This window comes from Microvirga guangxiensis (assembly GCF_900102135.1).
Classification (GTDB): domain Bacteria; phylum Pseudomonadota; class Alphaproteobacteria; order Rhizobiales; family Beijerinckiaceae; genus Microvirga; species Microvirga guangxiensis.
In genome coordinates this window covers 291,951-314,917 of the sequence record NZ_FMVJ01000003.1, presented here as the reverse complement: position 1 = coordinate 314,917, position 22,967 = coordinate 291,951, and the positions used below count along the sequence as shown (strand labels likewise).

The window sequence follows — 22,967 nt, the reverse complement described above, 5'->3', positions numbered from 1 at the left end:
TTCCATGTCAGCTGCGGCTTGCAACGGCAACGCCCAGGGCCGCGCAGGCCATGCCGAGCATCTGGATCAGGCTCAAGGCCTCCCCGAAGATCACGAAGGCCATGATGGCCGCGACCGGCGGCACGAGATAGAGCAGCGTCGCCACGCCGACGACAGCGCCCTGCCGGATGAGAAACAGCAGCAGGCCGATCGCGCCGATGGACAGGCCGAGCACGGCCCAGGCCATGGCGCCGATCAGCGGCGGCGTCCATTCCATGCGCATCTCTTCGGTCAGCAATACCATCGGCAGGGTGACGGCGGCGGCGCCGATATACTGCACAAAGGCATTCACCCGCAGGTCCTGCGCGCTGCCCGCGCGCTTCTGCCAGATCGTGCCGACGGTGATCGAGAGCATGCCGAGAATGCAGATCAGAAGCGGGAATGCCGGCACGCCGCCGGCCCCGAGCTTGGGAGCGACCACGAGGACAGCCCCCACGAAGCCGAGACCGATGCCCGCCCAGCGGCGGCCTGAAACCGTCTCGCCCAGCAGGGGCCCGGCGAGAGCCCCCGTCACCAGGGGCTGAAGGCCCGCCACCAGCGCGGAGATCCCAGCCGGGAGACCATGCTTCACGGACCAGAACACGCCGCCGAGATAGCACCCGTGGAGCAGCGCCCCGGCGATGAGCCCGTTCCTCCATTCACTCGCCGTACGGGGCCAGGACGCCCTGGCCACCAGGATGATGAGCCCCAGAACCGCAAGGGCCAGCAGGTATCGCACCAGCAGGAAGGTCAGGGGATCGGCATAGGGCGCAACCGCCCGGGCCACGATGAACCCCGTCGCCCAGATGAGCACGAAGAGCGGCGGCGCGAGGCGGGCGAGCGGGGATGAGGGCATGGGGATGGGCCGGAAGGTGCTTGGAGCGCCGATTGAAAAGGGCTCCCCCTTCTAGGCCTCTCAGGGTCTTCTTGTCGATATGCCGGAGCCATGCCTCACGCTTCGGAGAGCGGCCTCGTGCGTCGAAGCACATCCTGAAGCCGAGCTGTGACATTATGGCTTCCACCCCGGTGAAGCCGGAGCTGTTAAACGTTACGTAATATTGTATGTAATAAGCACGAATCACATGAATTCGGCGTCGTGGGCCAGCATCTCTGAGGCCAACCCTAGTCGACCGAGATACCGCAAAAATTAGTGACACCAAGCAAGGGGGGACACCTCATGGCAACCTACAAAGATGCAACGAACACCTTTGTCCTCGAAGCGGGCGAGGTGAATTTTGAGATTCCGGGTGGCGCTTCCACCCTGCACAGCAATGTTCAGGGAAATGCGCTCAACAACGTCCTCACGGGCTCTGACGGCAGCAATGAGCTCTCAGGCGGCGACGGCAACGACACGTTGATCGGCGGCCTTGGGGAAGATCATCTCATCGGTGGGGCTGGCTTCGACATCGTTTCCTATGAGTATTCCACATCCGGGCTGCGGATCGATCTCAACGTGAATACTCCTTCGACTGGCCCCGCGTTCGCTGCCGGAACGGATTCCGACTCTTACGTGAGCATCGAAGGCGTCATCGGCTCAAACCACAACGACACGATCGTGGGCAGCAACGCCGTCTCCGAGTGGCTCAACGGCGGCGCGGGCATCGACGATATCCAGGGCGGTGACGGCAACGACACGATCATCGGCGGTGTGGGCGCTGACATTCTGCGGGGCGGCGCGGGAATCGATACGCTTTCCTATGCGACAGCCGGCTCGGGCGTGAATGTCACCCTCAACAGCGCTGATGGAGCCGTCAACGGATTTGGAAGTCTCGGCGATGCGAATGGCGACAACATCAATGGTTTCGAGAACCTGACCGGCTCCAACTATGCCGATACGCTCAACGGCAATACCGGCGCCAATTACATCGACGGCGGCATCGGCGACGACATCCTGGTCGGCAAGGGCGGCAACGACACCCTCTACGGTGGCCTCGGCGCCGACGATATGCAGGGCCTTGCGGACAACGATCTCTACTATGTCGATAATGCCCTTGACTATGTGCGCGAGCGCGGCGGCGAAGGCTACGATCATGTGATCACCACCGTCACCTTCGATCTGGCCGCACGCGGCGATGGCGAGATCGAGTTGTTCCAGGCGGCTGCCGGAGCCGGGGCGATCAACCTCTACGGCAACTACCACACCAACCACATCATCGGTAACGAAGCCAACAATATCATCGACGGCCGGCGCGGCGCGGATACGATGGAAGGCGGTGGCGGCGACGACACCTATTACGTCGACAATGCAGGCGACGTGGTGATCGACAGCCAGGGCAACAACATCGTCTACACCTCGGCCAACTTCAACGGCAGCCAGTTCAGCGGCAAGGTGATCGCCACCGGATCCGTTGGCATCTCGCTGACGGGCGATGCTTCCGCCAACACGATCCTCGGCAATTCCGGCGCCAACCGCATCAACGGCGGCATCGGCAACGACGTCCTGACGGGCGGATCCGGCCGCGACTCGTTCGTTTTCGACAGCAAGATCGGCGACCACAGGACGAACAAGACGTTCAACCTCGATCGCATCACGGACTTCAAGGTCAAGCAGGACAAGATCCTGCTCGACAACGCGATCTTCAAGAAGCTCAAGAAGACCGGCAAGCTGAAGGACGACTTCTTCAAGCTCGGCAGCAAGGCCACGGACAAGAACGACTACATCATCTACAACAAGAGCAAGAAGACCCTGTCTTACGATGTGGACGGATCGGGCTCCAAGAAGGCCGTCGAGATCATCAAGTTCGACAAGAAGATCAATCTGACGGCTGCCGATATCCTCGTGATCTGATCCTTCGCGATCGGAAAGCTGTGAAGGCCTCCTCCGGGAGGCCTTTTTTATGGGAACGAACGGCAGCGCTGCCGTTTAAGACTGATTGGGGCAAGGTTCCTGCCAAGGTTGGGCGGTCTTGCCTTGCACCGCCCTCTCGCCGCACCATCTCCAGCAGCCTGGAGCCCCATTGTTGAAACGCCTGCGCCTCACGTTCGAACTGCTTGTGATCACCATGAACCGCTTCGTGCTGCACGATGCCTGGGCGATCGCGAGCCATATCGCGCTGTCGGTGCTGACCTCCTTCTTCCCCTTCCTGATCCTGGTGACGGCGCTCGCGAGCGTGTTCGGCACCGGGACGCTCGCCGACGAGGTCGCCGACCTCATTCTCGAGGCATGGCCCGAGGAGATCGCGGGGCCCATTGCCGGGGAGATCCACACCATCATGACCGGGCGGCGCAGTGACGTGCTCACCCTGGGCGTGGTGCTGACCCTGTATTTCGCATCGAGCGGCGTGGAGAGCCTCAGGGTGGGTCTCAACCGCGCCTATAACGTGCGCGAGACCCGCGCGTGGTGGCTCACCCGGCTCGAATCCATCGCCTTCGTGATCGGCGGCGCTTTCGTGCTCATGGCCATGGCCCTTCTCGTGGTCCTTGGCCCCTTCATCTGGCGCGGCGTGCTGCGATGGGTGCCGGCCCTGCAGCCTTTCGATGTGCTGGTGGGGTTCCTGCGGATCGGCGTTGCAACAATCATCATCGTGGCGGGGCTCATGCTGGCCCACAAGCTCGTTCCCGCCGGGCGGCGCAGCTTCCGGTCGGTGCTGCCGGGAGTGAGCGTCACGCTTTTCCTGTGGCTCCTCGGCGGCTTCGGCTTCAGCTGGTATCTCGATTATTATCCGAGCGCCTACGCCTCGACCTATGGCAGCCTCGCCACGGCGATGGTGGCGCTGATCTTCCTCTACACCCTGGGCGCGATCTTCCTGTTCGGCGGCGAATTGAACGGCACGATCCTCGCCGCCAAGCAGAGACGGCTTGGGAAGGAACCGAAGCCCAACATGGCCGATGTGATCACGCTCCCTTAGGGATGCGTTTCTAGAGCTTCGGCGAAATCCTGAGTTCCACCCTCGCCAATCCCGCGGGGCGCGTATCCGGCGCGAGGCTGTAGCCGACGGAAACGTTGAGAACCGATTGAAACTCGGAATCGGAGCTGAGCACCGTCTGCCCCAGAAGCTCCGACATGAGACTTGAGCTGAGCGTTCCGTTGGACACGTCCACGTTCATGTTGGGAGAGACCCGGAGCTTCATGTCCCATGCATTCAAAGGCAGCCCCAGCGGTACGTGCAGGTTTCCGCTCAGCGATTGGAAATAGTCGGCCTGCGCGTTGTCCACGGAGCCCATTGTCGAGAGGCCGATTTCAAGGCCTCCGAGCGTATGCATATCCCGCGACCAGGATGTCTCCCACATGGCTTTCGATGACAGGAAACGGTTTTCGCCGCTGTTCCTCGTCAGCTCCGTGCCGACCATGAAGTTCCAATCCTGGAACGGCTGCATCTTCGCTCCGACGCTCTTGGCGGAATCGAACGGCGTGAAGGTGGAGAAGCGGGATGCGGCAAGCCCGTTCGCCCAGGTCTGCGTGCGGTTCAGGGAATAGCTCGCGGCCGGCATCCTGGCACGCCGGGCAGCGACATCCTCGACGCGCCAGACCTGCATGTCGGCCATTGCTCCGTCTTCAAGCGCGAGGGCCGAGGGAGAAAGACCAAGAACGCAAAGCGAAAAGCCTGCAATTTTCCAAAGTTGCAAAGACATGGAGCGACAAAGAATAAAATCTTGAAACGAATAAAAAGATGTAACGAGGTTCGCAGGCGAGTGTCTAACAAAGAGATGAACAAGGGTTTAGCCTGCGCGGTGCCCAAATAATCATCAGAGGTCCGCACCGGCTCGAGCGGATACGCAAAAGCCTTGAGGAACAAGAGAGTTCTGCTGGTCGCGTTCTCGATGGACATAAGGACGCATCGGCCTCGAACGAAAACGGCCGGGCAAAAGCCCGGCCGCTCCAGAACGTCGTCTCTGCGAGGTCAGCCGACGATGCGGTATTTCACGAAACCATCGGGCGCATCGCCCATCTTCTCGACCTTGATGCCGGCCGGCTGATAGGCGGCGGCATTCGGGCCCGTCGTGAAGGTCATGGTGACGCCGGCGGGCACCGCAAGCGACCAGGAGCCGTCGGCCTTCGGCGCCACTTCCTTCTTCTCGAGGATATAGCGCATGATCGCATCGCGGGTGAGATCGGGCGCCTCGAACACGATGGTGCTGCCGTCATTGCCGGGGAAGTTGCCGCCGCCGCCCGCGCGGTAATTGTTCGTCACCACGAGGAACTGCTGATCGTCCGTCACGGGCTTGCCGTTATAGGTCAGCTCCTTGATGCGGTGCGCATCGGCATTCACGACCTTGCCGTTGTCGTCGTAGCGGGAGGCTTGCGTCGGGTCGATCTTGTACTGCACGCCCGCGATCACGTCGAAATTGTAGGCCGGGAACTTGGGATTGACGAGCTCCTGCTCGCCGCCCTTGGCCGCATCGATCTGGTTGTAGATGCCTGCGGAGCGCTCCAGCCATTCGCGCACCTGCGCGCCCGTCACCTTCACCACGCGGATCGTGTTCGGATAGATATAGATATCCGCCATGTCCTTGATGGCGAGCGGACCGGGCTTGATGTCGGTGAAGTAGTTCGGGCCGCCGCGTCCGCCGGCCTTGAAGGGCGCCGCCGCGGACAGGATCGGCAGGTCCTTGAAGGCGGAGGCCTTCAGCTGGTCGGCCACGTACCAGGCCTGCGCCTCGGCCACGAGCTTCACGGAAGCGTCGTCAGCCACGAGCGAGAAGTAGGAATGGATCGGCACCGCCGTGGTGCCAACGGGCTCGCGCACATATTTGAGCGTCGCGTCATGACCGGCCTGCGCGGCGGCCATCACCGCCGTGTCGGAATCCACTTTCGCGACCACCTTGCGGTCGACGCGGTCGTAGATCGGGCGCGCTTCCGTGCGGAAATTCGCGACCTTCCAGGCATCGCCGTCCTTGGTCAGCTCGAGATCGACGAGACCGAGATGGCTGCCCCAGAAACCGGCCATGACGGCAGGCTTGCCGTGCAGCGTGCCCGCCTTCACGTCCACGCCCGGAATGTTGTTGAATTCCTTGCCGCCCGGGAAAACGAAGTGCTGGTGGCCGGTGAGGATCACGTCGATGCCGTCGACCTTCGCGAGATGCAGAGCCGCGTTCTCCTCGCCGCCTTTGCGCTCGCCGCCCGCGATGCCGGAATGGCAGAGCGCCACGACGATGTCGGCGCCGGCCTTCTTCAGCTCAGGCACATGCTTGTTGGCCGCGTCGACGATGTCCACGGTCGTGGCCTTGCCGTCGAGATGGGCCTTGTCCCACTGCACGATCTGCGGCGGCACGAAGCCGATCACGCCGACCTTGATCTTCTGCTTCGCGCCGGACTCGTCCGTGAATTCGCGGTCGAGCACGATCCAGGGCTTCTGCAGCAATTCGCCGTTCGCCTTCACGACGTTGGCGCAGACCATCGGGAATTTCGCGGCGCCGAGCGAGTTCTGCAGGAATTCGAGGCCGTAATTGAACTCGTGGTTGCCGAGCGTGCCGCAATCGTAGTTGAGCTCGTTCATGGCGGCGACCATGGGATGAACGTCGCCCGCCTTCATGCCGCGGCGATAGGCGATGAAGTCGCCGAGCGGCGAACCCTGGATCATGTCGCCGTTGTCGAAGAGAAGGCTGTTCTTGGCCTCGGAGCGCGCGCCCTTCACGAGGGTCGCCGTGCGTGCAAGGCCCACCGTGTCATCCGCCGCGTCGCGATAATAATCGTAAGGGAAGATGTTCACGTGGAGGTCGGTGGTCTCCATGATGCGGAGCTTCACCACCGGACCGGCGGCCCAGGCGAATTGCGGCATGCCCGCGAGAGCGGCGGCGGCGACGCCGGTTTGAAGAACGCGGCGGCGGGTGATCGACGATGTCATGGACGGCTTCCCTCTGAATGGAACGTTGTTTCTTAGAACAGAAGGAAGCACAACTTTTATGACAGGATCAAGAGAGCCCGCTCACGACGCCCGCAGGGCCTCGTCGAGATCGCGGAACAGGTCCTCCACGTCCTCGATCCCGGTGGACAGGCGCAGCAGGTCCGGCGGGCAAGGCGTTCCAGGGCCTTCGATGGAGGCGCGGTGCTCGATGAGGCTTTCAACCCCGCCGAGCGACGTCGCCCTTTTCCACAGGCGCACCTTGGCGGCCGTCCGAATGGCGGCCGCCTCCCCGTCCGTCACCTGGATCGACAGCATGTAGCCGAAGCCGCCTTCCATCTGCCGGGCCGCGATATCGTGGCCCGGATGCTGCGGCAGGCCGGGATAGAGAACGCGCGCCACCTTCGGGTGCGCGGAGAACCGCTCCGCGAGATCGAGGGCGGACTTCGCCTGCGCCGCCGTGCGCACATGGAGCGTGCGCATGCCGCGCATCAGGAGATAGGCCTCGAAGGGGCCGAGGATCGCGCCCTGCATCTTGCGGATGGAGGCGACCTTCGCCCAGAACTCGTCGGCCTTCGCGCCGGCAAGCGCGCCCGCCACCACGTCCGAGTGACCGTTCAGCACCTTGGTGGCCGCATGCATGACGATATCGGCGCCGAGGGAGAGCGGGCGCGTATGCACCGGGGAGGCGGTGGTGGAATCGACCGCCAGCCGCGCGCCCGCCGCATGAGCGATCTCGGCGACGGCGGCAATGTCCGTGACGGTCCAGAGCGGATTGGAGGGCGTCTCGACCCATACGAGCTTGGTGCGGCCCGGCACGATGGCGGCGCGAAGAGCATCGAGATCGTCCGTCTCCACGAAATCGACCGCCAGCCCCCAGCGAACGGCCTCCGTCATCAGCCAGCTCCGCAATGCCCAGTACATGACCTTGGAAGCGACGATGTGATCGCCGGGGTTCAGGGCCTGGAACACGGCGGTTGCCGCCGCCATGCCGGAGGAGAAGAGCAACGCGCCGGCTTGCGCCTCTTCGAGCATCGCCAGCACTTCTTCCGCCTCGCGGATGGTGGCGTTGTCGGGGCGGCCATAGACGTAGCCGGAGGAATAGGCGTTGTCCTCGTCGCGGATGTAGGTTGTCGCCACATGAATCGGCGGCACCACCGCTTTCGTGATCGGGTCCACATGGCCCATGGCCTGAGCGGTCAGGCTGCGCTTGGACCAAGGGGAATGCGACGACGACATGGGAACCTCCGGGAAGCGTGACTGTTGCGTAGTCTGAAGATGAGCACTGCTTTAAAGGGATTTCGAGGATGCATACAGACCAAACCGTGCCGGGCAGCCATGCAACGCCGCCTCTCCCCCGCTTCCTGATCGCGGTTCTGCCGGTGGTGGCCGTTGCGGTGGCGGGAAGCCTTGTGACCCAGCCGAACATCCCGACCTGGTATGCGGGGCTCGCCAAGCCTGGCTTCAGTCCGCCGAACTGGCTTTTCGCCCCGGTCTGGACCATGCTCTACGCCATGATGGCCTATGCCCTCTGGCGCATCCTGTCGCTGCCGAGAAGCACGCCCGGGCGCACGGGGGCCATCGTGATCTTCTTCGTGCAGCTCGCGCTGAACTCAGCTTGGTCCTTCGCCTTCTTCGGCGCGCAGAGCCCTCTCCTGGGCCTAGTCGTCATCGCGGCCCTGATCGTCGCAATCCTGTCTACGATCGCAGCCTTCTGGAAACTCGACCGGGTCGCGGCGTTGCTCTTCGTTCCGTACCTCGCCTGGGTCTGCTTCGCGACGCTGCTCAATGGCGCGATCTGGCAATTGAACGGGTAGTCCACATCACCACACAGCCTCGCCCTAAGGAGCGAAGCGTCTCGAAGGGCGAGCGTCTCCAGAGCGCACTGAAACATCCTTAGAGACGGCGCTTTCGCGCCTCCTCAGGATGAGGACAGTGCTCTGGAGGAGAGCCCTTATTCCGGCTTGTCGAACAGGTCCGGGTTCGTGTCGTGGCGGTCGAGCACGCCGACGAACGGAAGCTGGCGGTAGGAATGGGCGACATCCATGCCGTAGCCGATCACGAACACGTCGGGGCAGGTGAAGCCCACGTAATCCGGATCGATCGACACGGCGCGCTTGCCGGGCTTTTCCAGCAGGACCGCGGTCTTCACGGTCTTCGCGCCGCGAGCCATCAGCAGGTCCTTGGCGAAGGTGACCGTGCGGCCGGATTCGAGAATGTCGTCCACGAGCAGCACGTCACGGCCGCGCACGTCGCTTTCCACGTCGCGCAGGATGGTCACGTTGCCGGAGGAGACCGTGCCGTCGAGATAGCTGGAGAGATGCACGAACTCCACCTGCGGCTCGAGGCCCGTCCGGTGCAGGGCGCGGATCAGGTCCGCCGCGAACATGAAGCTGCCCTTGAGAACGGCGACGACAAGCAGGTTTTCGGGCTTCGCGCTCGCGATTTCCTGCGCCAGCGCCTCGTTGCGCTTGGCGATGGCGTCTTCGTCGAAGAGAACCCGGATACGGTGGGCAGCTTTCATCGTCAGTCGGTCCAGAAAATTTTTGTCGAAAAAGCCTGAAGGCTTCCCCCTTCACGACCATGGCGGAGCGCGGAAGTCAAACGGACTTCACGATTCTCCCGGCAAATTGAGGAATTGCAGCCGATCCTGCGGCAATGTTCCACGACCGCCTCGCTTTCCGTCCGCGTCCCGCAAGTTTATGGCTTGCTAACCATACTGGGGCGATAACGGGACGAATCGCCCGTGGCCGACCTCTTTGTCCGCCACTTCGTCTTGCGTCTTCAGGAGGGTTCAGGCGCGCGTGAGAGCCTATTACGACGAGGAATTCGATGAGGGCGCCGCCCCATCGGTGCATTTCGAGAATGTGGGCGTGCGTTATGGCATGGGGCCCGAGGTCCTGCGCGACCTGACCTTCTCCATCGAGCCGAACTCCTTCCAGTTCCTCACCGGTCCCTCGGGCGCGGGAAAAACCACGCTGCTTCGCCTCATCCTGCTCTCGGTGAAGCCGACGCGGGGACTGATCTCGCTTTTCGGCGAGGATGTCTCCAGGATCTCCAAGGACGAGCTGACCGGCCTTCGCCGCCGCATGGGCGTGGTCTTTCAGGATTTCCGCCTGCTCGACCATCTCACCACCTACGAGAACGTGGCGCTTCCCCTGCGCGTCCAGGGCAAGGACGAGTCGAGCTACCGCGCCGAGGTCGTCGAGCTTCTGCGCTGGGTGGGCTTGGGCGACCGCATGCACATGCTGCCGCCCGTGCTTTCCGGCGGTGAGAAGCAGCGCGCCGCGATTGCCCGCGCGCTCATCGTGCGGCCCGACCTGCTGCTCGCCGACGAGCCCACCGGCAACGTGGACCCCTCCCTCGCCCGCCGCCTGCTGCGCCTCTTCATCGAGCTCAACCGGCTCGGAACCTCGGTGGTGATCGCCACCCACGATTTCAGCCTCATGGAACAGCTCAATGTGCGCCGCCTCGTGCTCGGCGACGGCCGGCTGCATATCGACGAGTGAGCCGGATGAACGCGCCCCAGCCCCGTCTCAGGAAGGCCGCGTCGAACAAGCCGCAGGGCGGCGAGAAACGCTCCCTGCCCGCTTCCCTGAGCCGCAACGCGCCCCTGGTGCCCGTGGATTCGGCGGGCGGCCAGGCGCTTGCCGCCGTCATCGCGATCCTCACCTTCCTGGCCGCTCTCTGCGCGGGGGGCGCGGAGCTGGTGGCCGCCAGCTCCGCCCAATGGCGTTCCGAGATCGCCCGCGAGGTGACAATCCAGATCCGCCCCAATCCCCAGCGCTCTATGGAAGACGACGTCGCCCGCGCCGTGGCGCTCGCACGCCGGACGCCGGGGGTGGAAGCAGCCCAGCCTTTCACGAAGGAAGAATCCGAGCGCCTTCTCGAGCCCTGGCTCGGCACCGGCCTCGACTTCAAGGACCTGCCGGTTCCGCGCCTCATCGTCATCAAGCTGCAGGAGGATGTGAGGCCCGATTTCGGACCTTTGAGGCAAAGCCTCCAGAACGAGGTGCCGGGGGCGACCCTGGACGATCACGCCCTCTGGGTCTCGCGCCTGTCGACCATGGCGAACACCATCATTGGCACCGGGGTTTTCCTGGTCGCCCTCGTGCTTGTCGCCGCGGGCCTTGCGGTGATCTTCGCGACGCGCGGGGCCATGGCGGGCAACAAGGAAGTGGTGGAAGTGCTTCACTTCGTGGGTGCCAACGACGATTTCATCGCGAGGGAATTCCAGCGCCGCTTCTTCAGGCTCGGCCTTCGCGGCAGCGTGATCGGTGCGGGCTCGGCTTTGGTGCTCACCATCGTTCTCGGCCTCGTCACCCGTTCGTGGCGCGCCAGCCCGGCGGGCGACCAGATCGAGGCCCTGTTCGGGGCCTTCAGCATGAGCTGGACAGGGTATCTGGTCGTGATCCTGATCGCGCTGCTCGTCGCGCTGATCACGGGAATCGTGTCAAGGCTGACGGTGAGACGTTTTCTTAACGATAATGGCTGATCATCCATTGTCGCTCGAGAGTGAAAGCCGCTCCCGGGTTTCGCCTGATGCCCGTTTCATGAAGCAGCGCATCGCTTTACGCGGAAGATCGGAATCGACCTCTCGATGTTCCGTCGCTTCCCGTGGATAAAGAGGGTTGCCTCTCCATTGCCGCATTCTCCTGTATCATCCTCCAGGATGAGTTCGCAGACGCAGAGTTGGATGACGCCGAGCGCCATGGAACCCGCTGAAGCCTTAGGCTGGGGCTGGACGATGTCCGATGCCTCGACGGATTCCGCGAAACGCTCCCCGATTCGCCGTATCTTCCGCATCGGCGCATGGAGCCTGATCGCCGGCTGCCTGGCCTTCTTTCTAGGTTTCCTTGCCTTCGTCTACACCCTCGACCGTTTCGAGCAGCCCCCCGAGACCCGGGCCGACGGCATCGTGGCCATGACCGGCGGCGCGCAGCGCATCGGCGACGCCATCGATCTTCTGGCCAAGGGCTATGCCAAGCGGCTCCTGATTTCGGGCGTGAACGAGAAGACCAACCGGGACCAGATCTCGCGCCTCAATCCCGGCCAGCGCCAGCTCTTCGATTGCTGCGTGGATCTCGACTACCGGGCCCGCAACACCATCGGCAACGCCATCGAGACGCGCCGCTGGGCTGAAACGAACGGTTTCGACACCATCATCGTCGTGACGTCGAACTACCATATGCCCCGCATGCTGGTGGAGCTCGACCACGCCCTCCCGAACCGGCAGAAGATCCCCTATCCGGTGGCCGCGACCATCGACCCGCACGATTGGTGGCACAATTCGGCAACCGCCAAGGTGCTGGCCACGGAATACCTGAAATTCCTGGCCGTCTGGGTCCGTACCCGGTTCGAGGACGACCCGGAGGATTCCTCCATGGCCTATCTCATCAGCCGCGGCGCTCCGAGCCAGCAGGCCAGCGCCCACACATCCGTGCATTAAGACGGCTCGCGTCCGCTTCTCCCTCTTGATGGGAGGAGCCGAGGGTTGAGGTCGCAGAGTCGGGGCGCAGCAAGCATCCAGACAGCCCGACAGCACATCCCCCTCTCCCGGGTGGGAGAGGGGCAGGGGTGAGGGAATGCCCTTTCCGGATCAGGCAGTCCCTCACCCGCAGCTGCGCTCCGACCTCTCCCAATCGGGAAAGGACTTCCAGCGTCTCACTGGTTTGAGGTCTCACCCGGTCAATCGACCCCCACCCCTGCCCCTCCCCGCAACGGGGAGGGAACACACCCATCCGGCACACGTACCTCCTTGAAGGCTCCGACCCGTCCTGCACCGTCGGCGCGGAAAACCGGGTCCACTTTTCCGCATGATGCGGTAAGGTGCGGTTCCCGCGGAGCCCGATGCTCCGCTTTTTCCTTTTTCACGAAGCCATGCTGTTCGTTCGCTCCCTGCTCTTCAACGTCGTCTTCTACGCTTATCTCGTCCTGTGGCTGATCCTGCTGATCCCGGGCATGCTGGTGCCGCGCAAGACCTTCATCAGGATGGTCCAGGTCTGGGCGCGCTCTTCCCTGTGGCTGCAGCGCGTCATCGCCGGGACCAGAACCGAGATCCACGGGGTCGAGAAGATCCCGTCCGGCGGCGCCCTGGTGGCGGCCAAGCACCAATCCCTGTGGGAAACCTTCGCCCTGATGACGGTCTTCGACGACCCGACCTTCATCCTGAAGCGGGAGCTGATGTGGCTTCCCTTCTTCGGCTGGTATCTCTGGAAGGCAGGCTGCGTGCCGGTGAACCGCAAGGCCGGATCGGCGGCTCTCATGCAGATGACCGCGCGCGCCAGGGAAGAGGCGCAGCACGGACGCCAGATCATCATCTTCCCGGAGGGCACGCGCCGTCCGCCGGGGGCTCCGGCCGCCTACAAATACGGCGTGGCGCATCTCTACCAGAACCTCGGCTTTCCCTGCGTCCCGGTGGGCTTGAACTCAGGCCTCTACTGGCCCCGCCGCCAGTTCATCCGCCGCCCCGGCACGATCCGTCTGGAGATTCTCGAACCGATCGCTCCCGGACTGAAGCGGGAGGAGTTCTTCAGGCTCGTACAGGACCGGATCGAGGAATCCTCGAACAGGCTGCTGGCTGAGGGCCGTCGGGAGCTGGGTCTCGGCGATTCGGTCGGAACACCTGCCACTTCCAGCACAAATATCTGATACTGCTAAGCTTTATCGACCTTGACGGGACGCTTCGCCACACCTACATATAAGAACATATGGCGAACAAACGTACCATATCCTGGAACACGGCCATGCGGGACCTCCGCAACGACCGAATGCGGAGGGCTGGCGTGCGTGAGGAAAGGTTGAGGGCAACGGCGGGGCTTCGCTCCTCTCCCGCTACCTTGAGCTCCTGGCGCGGGCTGTCGGGCCGGCGCTACATCGTCGGCGTCCATCCCCTCGATCTGAACGAACTGCTGGATGTCACCGATGCGGTGATCCTGGCCGTGAGCCGCGACACGAGCGGCGTCGGCCATGTGGTTGATTCGGTTCTTGCGGGAGCCGAGCCCAGCGAGGAAACCCGCACGCGCTGGCTCGAAAAGGTACGGGAGCGCGGCGCCTCCGAACTGCACATCCACCGCCTCGCCGACACGGAAGCGCGCCGCCGCGAGATCCTGGCCGATTTGCGCGAGAACGCGGATCAGGCGTCCTGATCGAGAGCCTCGACGATCCGCTGCATCAGCGGATCGACCACGCCCATGCCGAGCAGGTGCTCGTGGGTCGAGCGCACGTAATCAGGGTTCGCCCCCGAGATGCCCCGGCCCTGCCGCACCAGGGCCAGCACCTCTTCGAATTCCAGATTTCCGGCATATTGCCCGTGCTTGCGGTCGGCCACATAGCCCAGGGCCGTGATGGCGCGGCCATCGTCGAGCCGCAGGGGCAGGTGCCGCTCGAGATAGACGCTCGTCACCTGCTCGCGCTCGCGCAGGTAGTGAACGGTCGCCTGCACTTCATCCTTCGCGACGCGGAAAGCGACGCCGTGGCAGCGCCCGCCCCGGTCGAGGCCGAGCACCAGCCCCGGATTTTCCGGCGTGCCGCGATGAACATAGGAGAGCACGCAGAGCGCGCGGCGATAACCGTAAAGCTGGGCATGACGGCGTTCGACAAAAGGAAAGCCCGGTCTCCACATGAGCGAGCCGTAGCCGAAAACCCACAGGTCGTCCGATCCGTCCGTCATCGCCTCATGCCCGAACCTTGCCTGCTTTGCCGTTTAAGGAGCGCGCCGCTTTAAGGGAAAAGTGGAGAGCACTTTTCCTCATGCGCGCTACCAGCTACGAAGCAGCAGCACAACAGGAGATCTTGCATGGCCGAGGCCATCCGCACGGAAAACGTCCGCTATAGCCGCTTCTGGCTCTATACGCCTTTCGTCCTGCTGCTTCTCGTCGCGATCGCCTGGAGCGTGGCGTGGTTCTTCATCCGCAACCGCGCAGCCGAGGCGCTGGATGCCTGGATCGCGTCGGAGGCTCAAAGAGGTCGTCAATGGGCTTGCGCGGATCGCACCATCGCGGGTTATCCGTTCCGCATCGAGATCGTCTGCAACACGCTGGAGCTGAAGCAGGGTGCGGTGACCGCCTCCTTCGGACGCACGGAAGCCATCGCGCAGGTCTATCAGCCGCGGCTCGTGATCGTGGAGGTCGCAGGCCCCATGCGCGTGACCGACGGCAAGGCGAACGTGCAGGGCCAATGGGATCTGCTGCAGGCGAGCATCCATGCCTCACGGAGCGGATTGCAGCGATTGTCGGTTGCGGCCACCTCCCCCAAGTTCACCGTGACAGGCCTCGCGCCGCAGGACATCGCGACCTCGTGCCAGTATCTCGAACTGCATCTGCGCCCCAATCCCTCCCGCGCATCGGAGAAGGCCTATGACGCGGCCCTGTCGATCCGGCAGGCGACCGTTCCGCTGCTCGACGCCCTCATCGGCGGCTCGGAACTCACGGACCTGAACGCGGACGTCACCGTCACGCAGGCCACAGGCTTCCAGGGCCGCCCGATCGCACAGGAGCTGGAGCGCTGGCGCAGCGCGGGCGGCACGCTCGACGTCCTGACGTTGGCCGCTGCGAAAGGGCCCCGCCGCATCGAAGCGAAGGGCAAGCTGAATCTCGACGAGGAGCATCGCCCCGCAGGCCAGCTCACCGTTGCGGCAGCGGGTCTCGACGGCCTCATCGGCAACATCACGGGCAATCGCGCGGGCGGCGCCCTGCTGGGCGCGCTGCTGGGGCAGAACCCGCGCGCACAGGGCGGCAGCAATGGAAAGCCGCAGCTTGCGCAATTGCCGCAGCTGACGCTCAACAACGGCTATCTCGCGATGGGACCGTTCGTGATCCCGAACGTGAGATTGCAGCCGCTTTATTGAGGGTGGCTCGAAACATATCCCTCAAGACGACATCTGCTGCGTCATCACCGGCCTTGTGCCGGTGATCCCAGCCTTGAAACACCGCTCTCATCCCGAGGGAAAGACGCCGGGATGGCCGAGCCGGGCCCGGCTATGACGCGGTAGAGCCGTCGGACTCTCTGGATAAGGCGCGGCGCTTATGCCTGGTCCTTGCGGCGCCCGAAATCGGGCTCCGCCGTTTCCTGTCCCGACGAGATGATGCCGCGGCGGATGGCGCGGGTGCGGGTGAAGAGATCGAACAGCTTGTCGCCCTCGCCCCAGCGGATGGCGCGCGCAAGCAGCGCGATGTCCTCGTTGAGGCGGCCCAGCATTTCGAGCACCGCTTCCTTGTTGTGCAGGAAGATGTCGCGCCACATGGTGGGATCGGACGCGGCGATGCGCGTGAAATCGCGGAAACCGCCGGCGGAGAATTTGATCACCTCGCCCTGCGTGACGGTCTCCAGATCCGCCGCCGTGCCCACGATGTTGTAGGCGATAAGGTGCGGCACGTGGCTCGTGATCGCCAGAACGAGGTCGTGGTGCTGCGCCGCCATGATCTCCACGTTCGAGCCCATGGCCGTCCAGAAGGCGCGCACCCGCTCGACGGCCTCTTCATCCTCGCCTTCCGGCGGGGTGAGAATGCACCAGCGATTGTGGAAGAGGGTCGCGAAGCCCGCATCGGGGCCGGAATGCTCGGTGCCCGCCACCGGATGCGCCGGCACGAAATGCACGCCGTCCGGCAGATGCGGCTGCACCTGCGCGATAACGGACGCCTTCACCGAGCCCACATCGGACACGATGCTCCCAGGCTTCAGTCCCGGCTTCATGGCCTCCGCCACGGTGCCGCAGACGCCGACCGGCACGCAGAGGATGACGAGATCGGCATCCCTCACGCCTGCCACGAAATCGGTCGTCGCCTCGTCGGCGATGGCGAGTTCGCGCACGCGCGTTACCACCTCTTCGCTGCGGTCGACGGCCACGAGAGTGCCGGCGAGGTTCAGGTGCTTCACCGCGCGCGCGATCGACGAGCCGATCAGGCCGAGGCCAATCAGCGCGACGCGATCGAACAGCGGCATGTCGAGAGGAGGTCCGAGACGCTCAGGCATTGTTGCCGCCCTTCATGAAATCGCGCAAAGCCTCCACCACGAGGCGGTTCGCTTCCTCGCTGCCCACCGTCAGGCGAAGGGCATTCGGCAAACCATAGGCATCGATCCGGCGCAGGATGAGACCGCGGCCCGAGAGGAATTCATCCGCCTCCTTGGCGGTCTTTCCGGCTTCCGCGGGAAAGTTGATCATCAGGAAATTCGCAACGCTCGGCGTGACCTTCAATCCGAGCGCCTCGATCTCCCCGGTGAGCCATTCGAGCCATTGCGCGTTGTGCTCGACGGCTTTCACCACATGGGCCTCGTCCTGCACGGCAGCGACGCCAGCGGCCAGGGCCGGCCCGTTCATGTTGAACGGGCCGCGAATGCGGTTCACCGCGTCGGCGATATGCGCGGGCGCGACCATCCAGCCGATGCGCAGGTTGGCAAGGCCGTAGATCTTCGAGAAGGTGCGCATCATCACCACGTTCTCGGACGTGGCGACGAGTTCGAGGCCGGACTCGTAATCGTTGCGGCGCACGTATTCCGCATAGGCGGCGTCGAGCACCAGCAGCACATGCGGCGGCAGGCCCGCATGCAGGCGCTTCACCTCGTCGAAGGGAATGTAGGTGCCGGTGGGATTGTTGGGATTGGCGAGAAAGACGATCTTCGTCTTGTCCGTCACGCGGCTCAGGATCGCATCCACATCGGTGCGGTAATCCTTCTCCGGCGCGACCACGGGCGTGCCGCCCGCGGCTAGGATCGCGATGCGGTAAACGAGAAAGCCGTGTTCGCTGTAGAGGCCCTCGTCGCCTGGGCCCATATAGGCATAGGTGACGAGCGAGAGCAGCTCGTCGGAGCCTGCGCCGCAGACGATGCGGTTGGGATCGAGCCCGTATTTCGCGCCGATGGCCTCGCGCAGCTTCATGGCCGAGCCGTCCGGATAAAGCTCCAGATGATCGAACGAATTGAACGCCTCGATCGCCTTCGGAGAAGGCCCCAGAGGCGTCTCGTTCGAGGAGAGCTTATGAACCTTCACGCCCGCAGCGGCCTTGCTCTTGCCGGGCACATAGGCGTCGATCTGCATGACGCCGGGACGGGGTTCGGGACGAACGGACATTTTCAAAACTTCCTAGGCAATCGATTGCGAACAGGGTTAGCGCTTCAGTTCACCGCTCTCTTCCCTCCCCCTTGAGGGGAGGGGCAAGGGTGGGGGTGTACGGCTGGGTGAGAGATTGAGTTGTAAAAGCGTCGTGAGTTCATCACGAAACGCGACGCTTTGACTTTACGACCCCCACCCTCAATCCCTCCCCTCAAGGGGGAGGGCAAATCGCGCCCAATCATCGAACGTCATTCACTGACCCGAAGAAGGCTCTACCGCAGCTCGATGGTTATTTCACGTGGAAACGTTCGGCATGGCTTCCGACTTCCACGAGCTGGGCGAGGCTCGCGCCTGCTTCCGTCAGCTCCTGCTGCAGGCGGGAGGCCTCCACGATGCCGGGCACGGCAATGAGTTCGGACAGGCCGTTGGCGTCGGCGGCGCTCGCCACCACCTCGCCGCCGAGCCGCGTCAGCGCCTCGTTCGCGCCCTTATGCCAGCGCTCGAACTGGGCCGCGTAGAGCACAACGTCGCGCACCGCATTGTCTGTCAGGGGCTTGGAGATCACGAAGACCGGGGTTCCCGCCGGATGGTCCGGCCGCTCGATGAAGGGAAGCCGCGCGATGACCTTGGGACGGTCCTTCTCGGCGAGGGTGCGCCACCAGGCGCCGCTGGTCGCGCCCTGGTCGAGGCGGAAGATACCGAGGTCGCCCTTGGAATTCGCCACCGCCTCGATCACCGCCGCCGCGCTCGGTTGGTTGATGCAGGGAACGGTGAAGCCGAAATGAAACCGGGCCGAGTCGCGCATGGGCGCATCGCCCCCCGACACATCCGCATGGACCGAGTAATTCGACTGCACATAGGTGAAGGTGCCGATGATCACCCGCCAGATGCTCTCCACCGTATCGAGGGGGAGCAGGCCCTGATGGCGCTCGGCCAGCGCCTTCATCATCGAGGCCTCGCGGCCGGGACGGAAGGCGGAGCTGATGCCCGTCTCGGACGCCTTCTTGGACTCGATCAGCCGGTCGATGATGGTGCCGCGCTCCATGAGCAGCCGGTGCATGGCCTCGTCGATACGGTCGATCTCCTGGCGCAGTTCGGCAAGAGATGGAACGGGCTTCGACGGGACGGGCTTTTCGGCGGTCATGGCTTCGATCCTGAAACGTTGCGCTTTTCTTTGGCCCGTTTGAAGCCGCTTGTCATCCCCGCTGAAGGAAGCGGAAAGGCGCCCCGGCCTCATCGCGGCCGAGCGGTTGGACCAGGGGAAGACCGGGGTTGCGCGGGAGAGGCTCAACCCGCAGGACGATTGCAACGCGCACTTCCCTCCCCCTTGCGGGGAGGGGTTAGGGGTGGGGTCGGACAGTCAGAGCGCTGCGGCTGCTCCAGTGAACATGACGGCCCTACAGCACATCCCCTCTCCCGGGTGGGAGAGGGGCAGGGGTGAGGGACCGCCATCCGGATTAGGCAGTCCCTCACCCGGAGCTGCGCTCCCACCCGGGAGAGGTCTTCCCGTGTCTCACTGGTTTGAGGTCTCACCCGGTCGATCGACCCCCACCCCTCCCCCTCCCCGCAAGGGGGAGGGAACCCGCGCCCCACCCAAGCACGGCAGCGGATGTTATGTTCTTACTTTGTTCTTGACTTTGGTCCTAACCTCGGCTATAGCTGTGGGCATCCGGCTCCAGGAGGGGCGCGCTCGCGAGGCGTCGTGAATGATGGGAGCCGGAACGGTCCTGTGCAGGCCTCGCAATCCTGTGACGGGAGGCCCATTGCTGCAAGATGCGATGTCCGCCTAAACAAACCGTGCGCGAGGAGCCGTCGGGTTCTTCACACACTAGATACACGAGCCGGACGCCTCCTCGCGCCCTCCCTCGTCCCATCACCCTCGGAGCAAACGCTCGCGAGGCCATTCCCGCTTGCTCTTTGAGACCCAGCTTGCCCCCGCGACAAATCCTTATGGGGCCTTATGCGCGTTGACGGCTGGACCTGTACGAATTACGGCTTGTTCGGAAAATCGAACACAGCCGCCTCATCCATGACAGCATCACCCCTCTCCCTGGAAGCGCGAAGCCAAGCCGACGATCCGTCGAGCCTGGTCATGCGCTTTGGCGCGGACGAGCCGTTGATGATGGATTCCGGAATCGCGCTCGCCCCCTGGCAGATCGCGTACCAGACCTACGGCACGCTCAACGCAGAGCGCTCCAACGCCGTGCTGATCTGCCATGCGCTCACCGGCGACCAGCATGTGGCGAACGACAACCCCGTCACCGGCAAGCCCGGCTGGTGGCTGACCATGGTCGGTCCCGGCAGACCGGTGGACACCAACCGCTTCTTCGTGATCTGCGCCAACGTGATCGGCGGCTGCATGGGCACGACGGGCCCGGCCTCGACGGATCCCGCGACCGGCCAGCCCTACGCGCTCGATTTCCCGGTGGTCACCATCCGCGACATGGTGCGCGCGCAAGCGGCCCTCATCGACAGGCTTGGCATCGAGACCCTGTTCTGCGTGATCGGCGGATCCATGGGCGGCATGCAGGTGCTGCAATGGGCAGCGAGCTATTCGCATCGCGTGTTCGCGGCTCTCCCCATCGCCACCGCCGCGCGTCATTCGGCTCAGAACATCGCCTTCCACGAAGTCGGCCGCCAGGCCGTGATGGCCGACCCCGACTGGCGCGGCGGACGCTATCTGCTCGAGGGCACGCGGCCCTCGAAAGGTCTCGCGGTGGCGCGCATGGGCGCGCACATCACCTACCTGTCCGAGATGGCCCTGCACCGGAAGTTCGGCCGCAATTTCCAGGACCGCGCCGCCCCGACATTCTCCTTCGACGCGGATTTCCAGATCGAGAGCTATCTGCGTTATCAGGGCATCTCATTCGTCGAGCGGTTCGACGCCAATTCCTACCTCTACGTAACGCGGGCGATGGATTATTTCGATCTCGCAGCGGAGCATGGCGGCTCGCTCGCAAAAGCCTTCAAGGGCTCGACCACGCGCTTCTGCGTGATCTCGTTCACCTCCGACTGGCTGTTCCCCACCTCCGACTCCCGCGCCATCGTGCATGCGCTCAATGCTGCCGCGGCGTCGGTCGGCTTCGTGGAGGTGGAGAGCGATAAGGGTCACGACGCCTTCCTGCTCGAGGAGCCTGAGATGTTTGCGGCGGCGCGCGGCTTCATCGACGCGGCGGCCCGGGTGCGGGGCATCGCATGACCACATCGAGTCTCGCTCTGCCGGCAACGGATCTCGCCACCGGCCACCGCCTCGACTTCCTGCTCGTCGCCGACATGGTGGAGCCGGGCTCGCGGGTGCTCGACGTCGGCTGCGGCGATGGCGCTCTGCTCTCGCTCCTGCGCGATCGAAAAAACGTTGACGGACGCGGCATCGAGATTTCCCGCGAGGGCGTGAACGCCTGCCTCTCGAAAGGCCTGCCGGTGATCCAGGGCGACGCCGACACGGATCTTGCCGATTATCCGGACGATACCTTCGATTACGTGATCCTCTCGCAGACGATCCAGGCAACCCGCCAGCCACGCGTGGTGCTCGAGCATCTCCTGCGCATCGGCCGCCGCGCCATCGTGTCGTTTCCGAATTTCGGCCATTGGCGCGTGCGCGTCGACCTGGCTCTCAAGGGCCGCATGCCGGTAACGGAAAACCTGCCCTATTCCTGGTACGACACGCCCAACATCCATTTCTGCACTATCCGCGATTTCGTGGAGCTGTGCCGCGAGGTCGGCGCGCAGATGGAAAAGGCCGTCGCCCTCAACGCGGGCGGAAAGCCCATGCAGGTGAGCCTGCCCTGGTGGGTCTGGAACCTTCTCGGCGACCAGGGCGTGTTTCTGCTCAAGCGGAAGTAAGCCGCCCTACTCCCCCGACGCCAACGGATGCAGGTCGCGCACCATGCTCTTGAGACGCTCGTCCAGAACATGCGTATAAATCTGCGTCGTCGAGATGTCGGAATGGCCGAGCAATTCCTGCACGACACGCAGATCGGCACCATTCTGGAGCAGATGGCTCGCGAAGGCGTGGCGCAGCACGTGGGGGCTGATCTTGTCGGCGCGCAGACCCGCTCCGGCCGCCACCGTTTTCAGATCGCGCGCGAAAGCCTGGCGTGTCAGATAGCCGGTCTCGCTGTCCGCCGGGAACAGCCAGGGGCCGGTCGCCTTTCCCTGCTCTTCCAGCAAGGCGAGATAGGCGCGGGCCGCATCCCGCGCCGCTTCTGTCAGGGGCACGAGACGCTCCTTGGCACCCTTGCCGCGAACAACGAGGAAGCGGTCGCGGGTTTTGGCGGCGCTGCGCGGAAGCGAGACAAGTTCCGAGACGCGCAGGCCCGTGGCGTAGAGAAGCTCGAGCAGGCAGGCCATGCGGGCCGCCTTGAGCCGCTCAGGCTGCGAAGCCTCGGGATGAACAACCCCCTCATGGGCCACCTGCAGCAGACGGTCCACCTGATCGACGGAGAGAACCTTAGGCAGCACCCTGCCCCGCTTCGGAGCGGAAACCGCAGCCGTAGGGTCGGCGGGAGCATAGCCTTCCACATACAAAAATTTGTGAAACTGCCGCACAGCGGAAAGTCTGCGGGCGGCGGAGGTGGCCTTCAGGCCGCGCTCCTCGAGGCTCGCCATGAATCCGCGAATGGTGGCGGCGGAAGCGCTGTCAGGCTGCGCCCTCTGCTCGTTGAGAAAGCTCAGATAATCCTCAAGATCGCGCCGGTAGGCATCCAGCGTATTCTTGGAGGCGCCGCGCTCGGCGGCAAGCATGTCCAGGAAAAGGCTGGCCTGACGCGCGCCGCTCATCAGGTGGAAGGGGCCCGCTGGGTCGGGACCGGTACCGTAATCTCGCGTGGATCGGGGTGGACGAAGGTCGCCAGCGCGAACATGGCGGCGAACCCTAAGCCCGCGAGAATGGCAACGACGAGGAGAAACCGGAATAACGTGGGCAAGGGACCCTCTTCTAAGCGTTACCTCGCTAGAACCATGCATGAGCCGCAAAGGCAAGTCCTTACGTTAAGGCACGCTCCACTCAGCTCTCTGCCCTCCGATCATCGGGGCCGCACGATCCGCTGCCTTAAGCGGACTTCGGATTGATCCCAAAAGTGCATTCCACTTTCCGGTCCGATGCTCTAGGACAGTCT

At 64.0% G+C, this 22,967-nt stretch carries 22 protein-coding genes; 11 read left to right on the top strand and 11 right to left on the bottom strand.

The genetic code is table 11. The annotated features are described in order from the left end of the window. Nucleotides 1-7: 7 nt before the first annotated feature. Nucleotides 8-874, bottom strand: a complete 867-nt coding sequence (locus tag BLP10_RS05040) for a DMT family transporter (RefSeq protein ID WP_091131097.1) — start codon at nt 872-874, stop codon at nt 8-10. A 321-nt stretch (nt 875-1,195) separates the two neighbouring features. Here BLP10_RS05040 and BLP10_RS05035 point away from each other — a divergent pair, with 321 nt between their 5' ends. Together BLP10_RS05035 and BLP10_RS05030 are read left to right on the top strand one after the other, a co-directional pair. After that, nucleotides 1,196-2,806, top strand: a complete 1,611-nt coding sequence (locus BLP10_RS05035) for a calcium-binding protein (protein WP_091131094.1) — start codon at nt 1,196-1,198, stop codon at nt 2,804-2,806. Nucleotides 2,807-2,978: 172 nt separating this feature from the next. Continuing rightward, on the top strand, nt 2,979-3,866 hold the full coding sequence (locus BLP10_RS05030) for a YihY/virulence factor BrkB family protein (protein ID WP_425286936.1): 888 nt from the start codon (nt 2,979-2,981) through the stop codon (nt 3,864-3,866). 10 nt (nt 3,867-3,876) lie between these two features. On the opposite strand, the gene BLP10_RS05025 is transcribed toward BLP10_RS05030, so the two are convergent. The 3 genes from BLP10_RS05025 to BLP10_RS05015 form a co-directional block, all read right to left on the bottom strand. Beyond that, on the bottom strand, nt 3,877-4,503 hold the full coding sequence (locus BLP10_RS05025; protein WP_091131090.1) for a hypothetical protein: 627 nt from the start codon (nt 4,501-4,503) through the stop codon (nt 3,877-3,879). A gap of 356 nt (nt 4,504-4,859) precedes the next feature. Then, nucleotides 4,860-6,803 (bottom strand): bifunctional 2',3'-cyclic-nucleotide 2'-phosphodiesterase/3'-nucleotidase, encoded by a 1,944-nt coding sequence (locus BLP10_RS05020; protein WP_091131087.1) that lies wholly within the window; start codon nt 6,801-6,803, stop codon nt 4,860-4,862. Between the two features lie 81 nt (nt 6,804-6,884). Beyond that, a complete protein-coding gene (locus tag BLP10_RS05015) occupies nt 6,885-8,039 on the bottom strand; it encodes a trans-sulfuration enzyme family protein (RefSeq protein ID WP_091131083.1) in 1,155 nt (384 codons plus the stop codon). A gap of 68 nt (nt 8,040-8,107) precedes the next feature. On the opposite strand from BLP10_RS05015, the gene BLP10_RS05010 reads away from it, so the two are divergent. Beyond that, entirely contained in the window at nt 8,108-8,617 is a 510-nt protein-coding gene (locus tag BLP10_RS05010) for a TspO/MBR family protein (protein ID WP_091131080.1), read from the top strand. Nucleotides 8,618-8,754: 137 nt separating this feature from the next. Here the strand turns inward: BLP10_RS05010 and hpt are convergent, their stop codons facing one another. Continuing rightward, complete coding sequence (gene hpt / locus BLP10_RS05005; protein WP_091131077.1) at nt 8,755-9,324, bottom strand: hypoxanthine phosphoribosyltransferase; 570 nt, start codon at nt 9,322-9,324, stop codon at nt 8,755-8,757. 361 nt (nt 9,325-9,685) lie between these two features. Here hpt and BLP10_RS05000 point away from each other — a divergent pair, with 361 nt between their 5' ends. The 5 genes from BLP10_RS05000 to BLP10_RS04980 all read left to right on the top strand — a co-directional run bounded on the left by BLP10_RS05000 (nt 9,686) and on the right by BLP10_RS04980 (nt 13,948). Then, on the top strand, nt 9,686-10,309 hold the full coding sequence (locus BLP10_RS05000) for a cell division ATP-binding protein FtsE (RefSeq protein ID WP_244510421.1): 624 nt from the start codon (nt 9,686-9,688) through the stop codon (nt 10,307-10,309). Nucleotides 10,310-10,314: 5 nt separating this feature from the next. Continuing rightward, on the top strand, nt 10,315-11,295 hold the full coding sequence (locus BLP10_RS04995; RefSeq protein ID WP_091131070.1) for a cell division protein FtsX: 981 nt from the start codon (nt 10,315-10,317) through the stop codon (nt 11,293-11,295). Between the two features lie 252 nt (nt 11,296-11,547). After that, nucleotides 11,548-12,249 carry a YdcF family protein gene (locus tag BLP10_RS04990; RefSeq protein WP_244510401.1) on the top strand — a complete coding sequence of 234 codons (702 nt, stop codon included), beginning with the start codon at nt 11,548-11,550 and terminating at the stop codon, nt 12,247-12,249. Between the two features lie 401 nt (nt 12,250-12,650). Continuing rightward, nucleotides 12,651-13,451, top strand: coding sequence for a lysophospholipid acyltransferase family protein (locus tag BLP10_RS04985; protein WP_244510400.1), 801 nt, complete (start codon nt 12,651-12,653; stop codon nt 13,449-13,451). Between the two features lie 59 nt (nt 13,452-13,510). Next, nucleotides 13,511-13,948 (top strand): hypothetical protein, encoded by a 438-nt coding sequence (locus tag BLP10_RS04980; protein WP_091131063.1) that lies wholly within the window; start codon nt 13,511-13,513, stop codon nt 13,946-13,948. Here BLP10_RS04980 and BLP10_RS04975 read toward each other — a convergent pair. After that, the gene (locus BLP10_RS04975) at nt 13,936-14,472 is read right to left on the bottom strand and encodes a gamma-glutamylcyclotransferase (RefSeq protein WP_091131060.1); all 537 of its coding nucleotides are present in this window, start codon (nt 14,470-14,472) and stop codon (nt 13,936-13,938) included. The genes BLP10_RS04980 and BLP10_RS04975 overlap by 13 nt on opposite strands. A 126-nt stretch (nt 14,473-14,598) precedes the next feature. Between BLP10_RS04975 and BLP10_RS04970 the strand changes: the two genes are divergently transcribed. Continuing rightward, entirely contained in the window at nt 14,599-15,648 is a 1,050-nt protein-coding gene (locus tag BLP10_RS04970; RefSeq protein WP_091131055.1) for a DUF2125 domain-containing protein, read from the top strand. A gap of 176 nt (nt 15,649-15,824) precedes the next feature. On the opposite strand, the gene BLP10_RS04965 is transcribed toward BLP10_RS04970, so the two are convergent. From BLP10_RS04965 to BLP10_RS04955, 3 genes are all read right to left on the bottom strand, one after another. After that, nucleotides 15,825-16,772: a prephenate/arogenate dehydrogenase family protein gene (locus BLP10_RS04965; RefSeq protein WP_091131051.1), complete on the bottom strand. Its 948-nt coding sequence runs from the start codon at nt 16,770-16,772 to the stop codon at nt 15,825-15,827. Further along, on the bottom strand, nt 16,765-17,868 hold the full coding sequence (gene hisC, locus BLP10_RS04960) for a histidinol-phosphate transaminase (protein WP_091131048.1): 1,104 nt from the start codon (nt 17,866-17,868) through the stop codon (nt 16,765-16,767). The genes BLP10_RS04965 and hisC overlap by 8 nt, the downstream gene beginning before the upstream one ends. 271 nt (nt 17,869-18,139) lie before the next feature. Next, nucleotides 18,140-18,994 carry a chorismate mutase gene (locus BLP10_RS04955; protein WP_091132066.1) on the bottom strand — a complete coding sequence of 285 codons (855 nt, stop codon included), beginning with the start codon at nt 18,992-18,994 and terminating at the stop codon, nt 18,140-18,142. Nucleotides 18,995-19,879: 885 nt separating this feature from the next. Here BLP10_RS04955 and metX point away from each other — a divergent pair. Then, the gene (gene metX / locus BLP10_RS04950) at nt 19,880-21,049 is read left to right on the top strand and encodes a homoserine O-acetyltransferase MetX (RefSeq protein WP_091131045.1); all 1,170 of its coding nucleotides are present in this window, start codon (nt 19,880-19,882) and stop codon (nt 21,047-21,049) included. Further along, complete coding sequence (metW, locus tag BLP10_RS04945) at nt 21,046-21,693, top strand: methionine biosynthesis protein MetW (protein ID WP_091131041.1); 648 nt, start codon at nt 21,046-21,048, stop codon at nt 21,691-21,693. Before metX ends, metW begins: the two co-directional genes overlap by 4 nt. Before the next feature lie 6 nt (nt 21,694-21,699). Here the strand turns inward: metW and xerD are convergent, their stop codons facing one another. Further along, nucleotides 21,700-22,629, bottom strand: a complete 930-nt coding sequence (gene xerD / locus BLP10_RS04940) for a site-specific tyrosine recombinase XerD (RefSeq protein ID WP_091131039.1) — start codon at nt 22,627-22,629, stop codon at nt 21,700-21,702. Further along, complete coding sequence (locus tag BLP10_RS04935) at nt 22,629-22,775, bottom strand: histidine kinase (protein ID WP_091131036.1); 147 nt, start codon at nt 22,773-22,775, stop codon at nt 22,629-22,631. The genes xerD and BLP10_RS04935 overlap by 1 nt, the downstream gene beginning before the upstream one ends. Between the last annotated feature and the right edge of the window lie 192 nt (nt 22,776-22,967).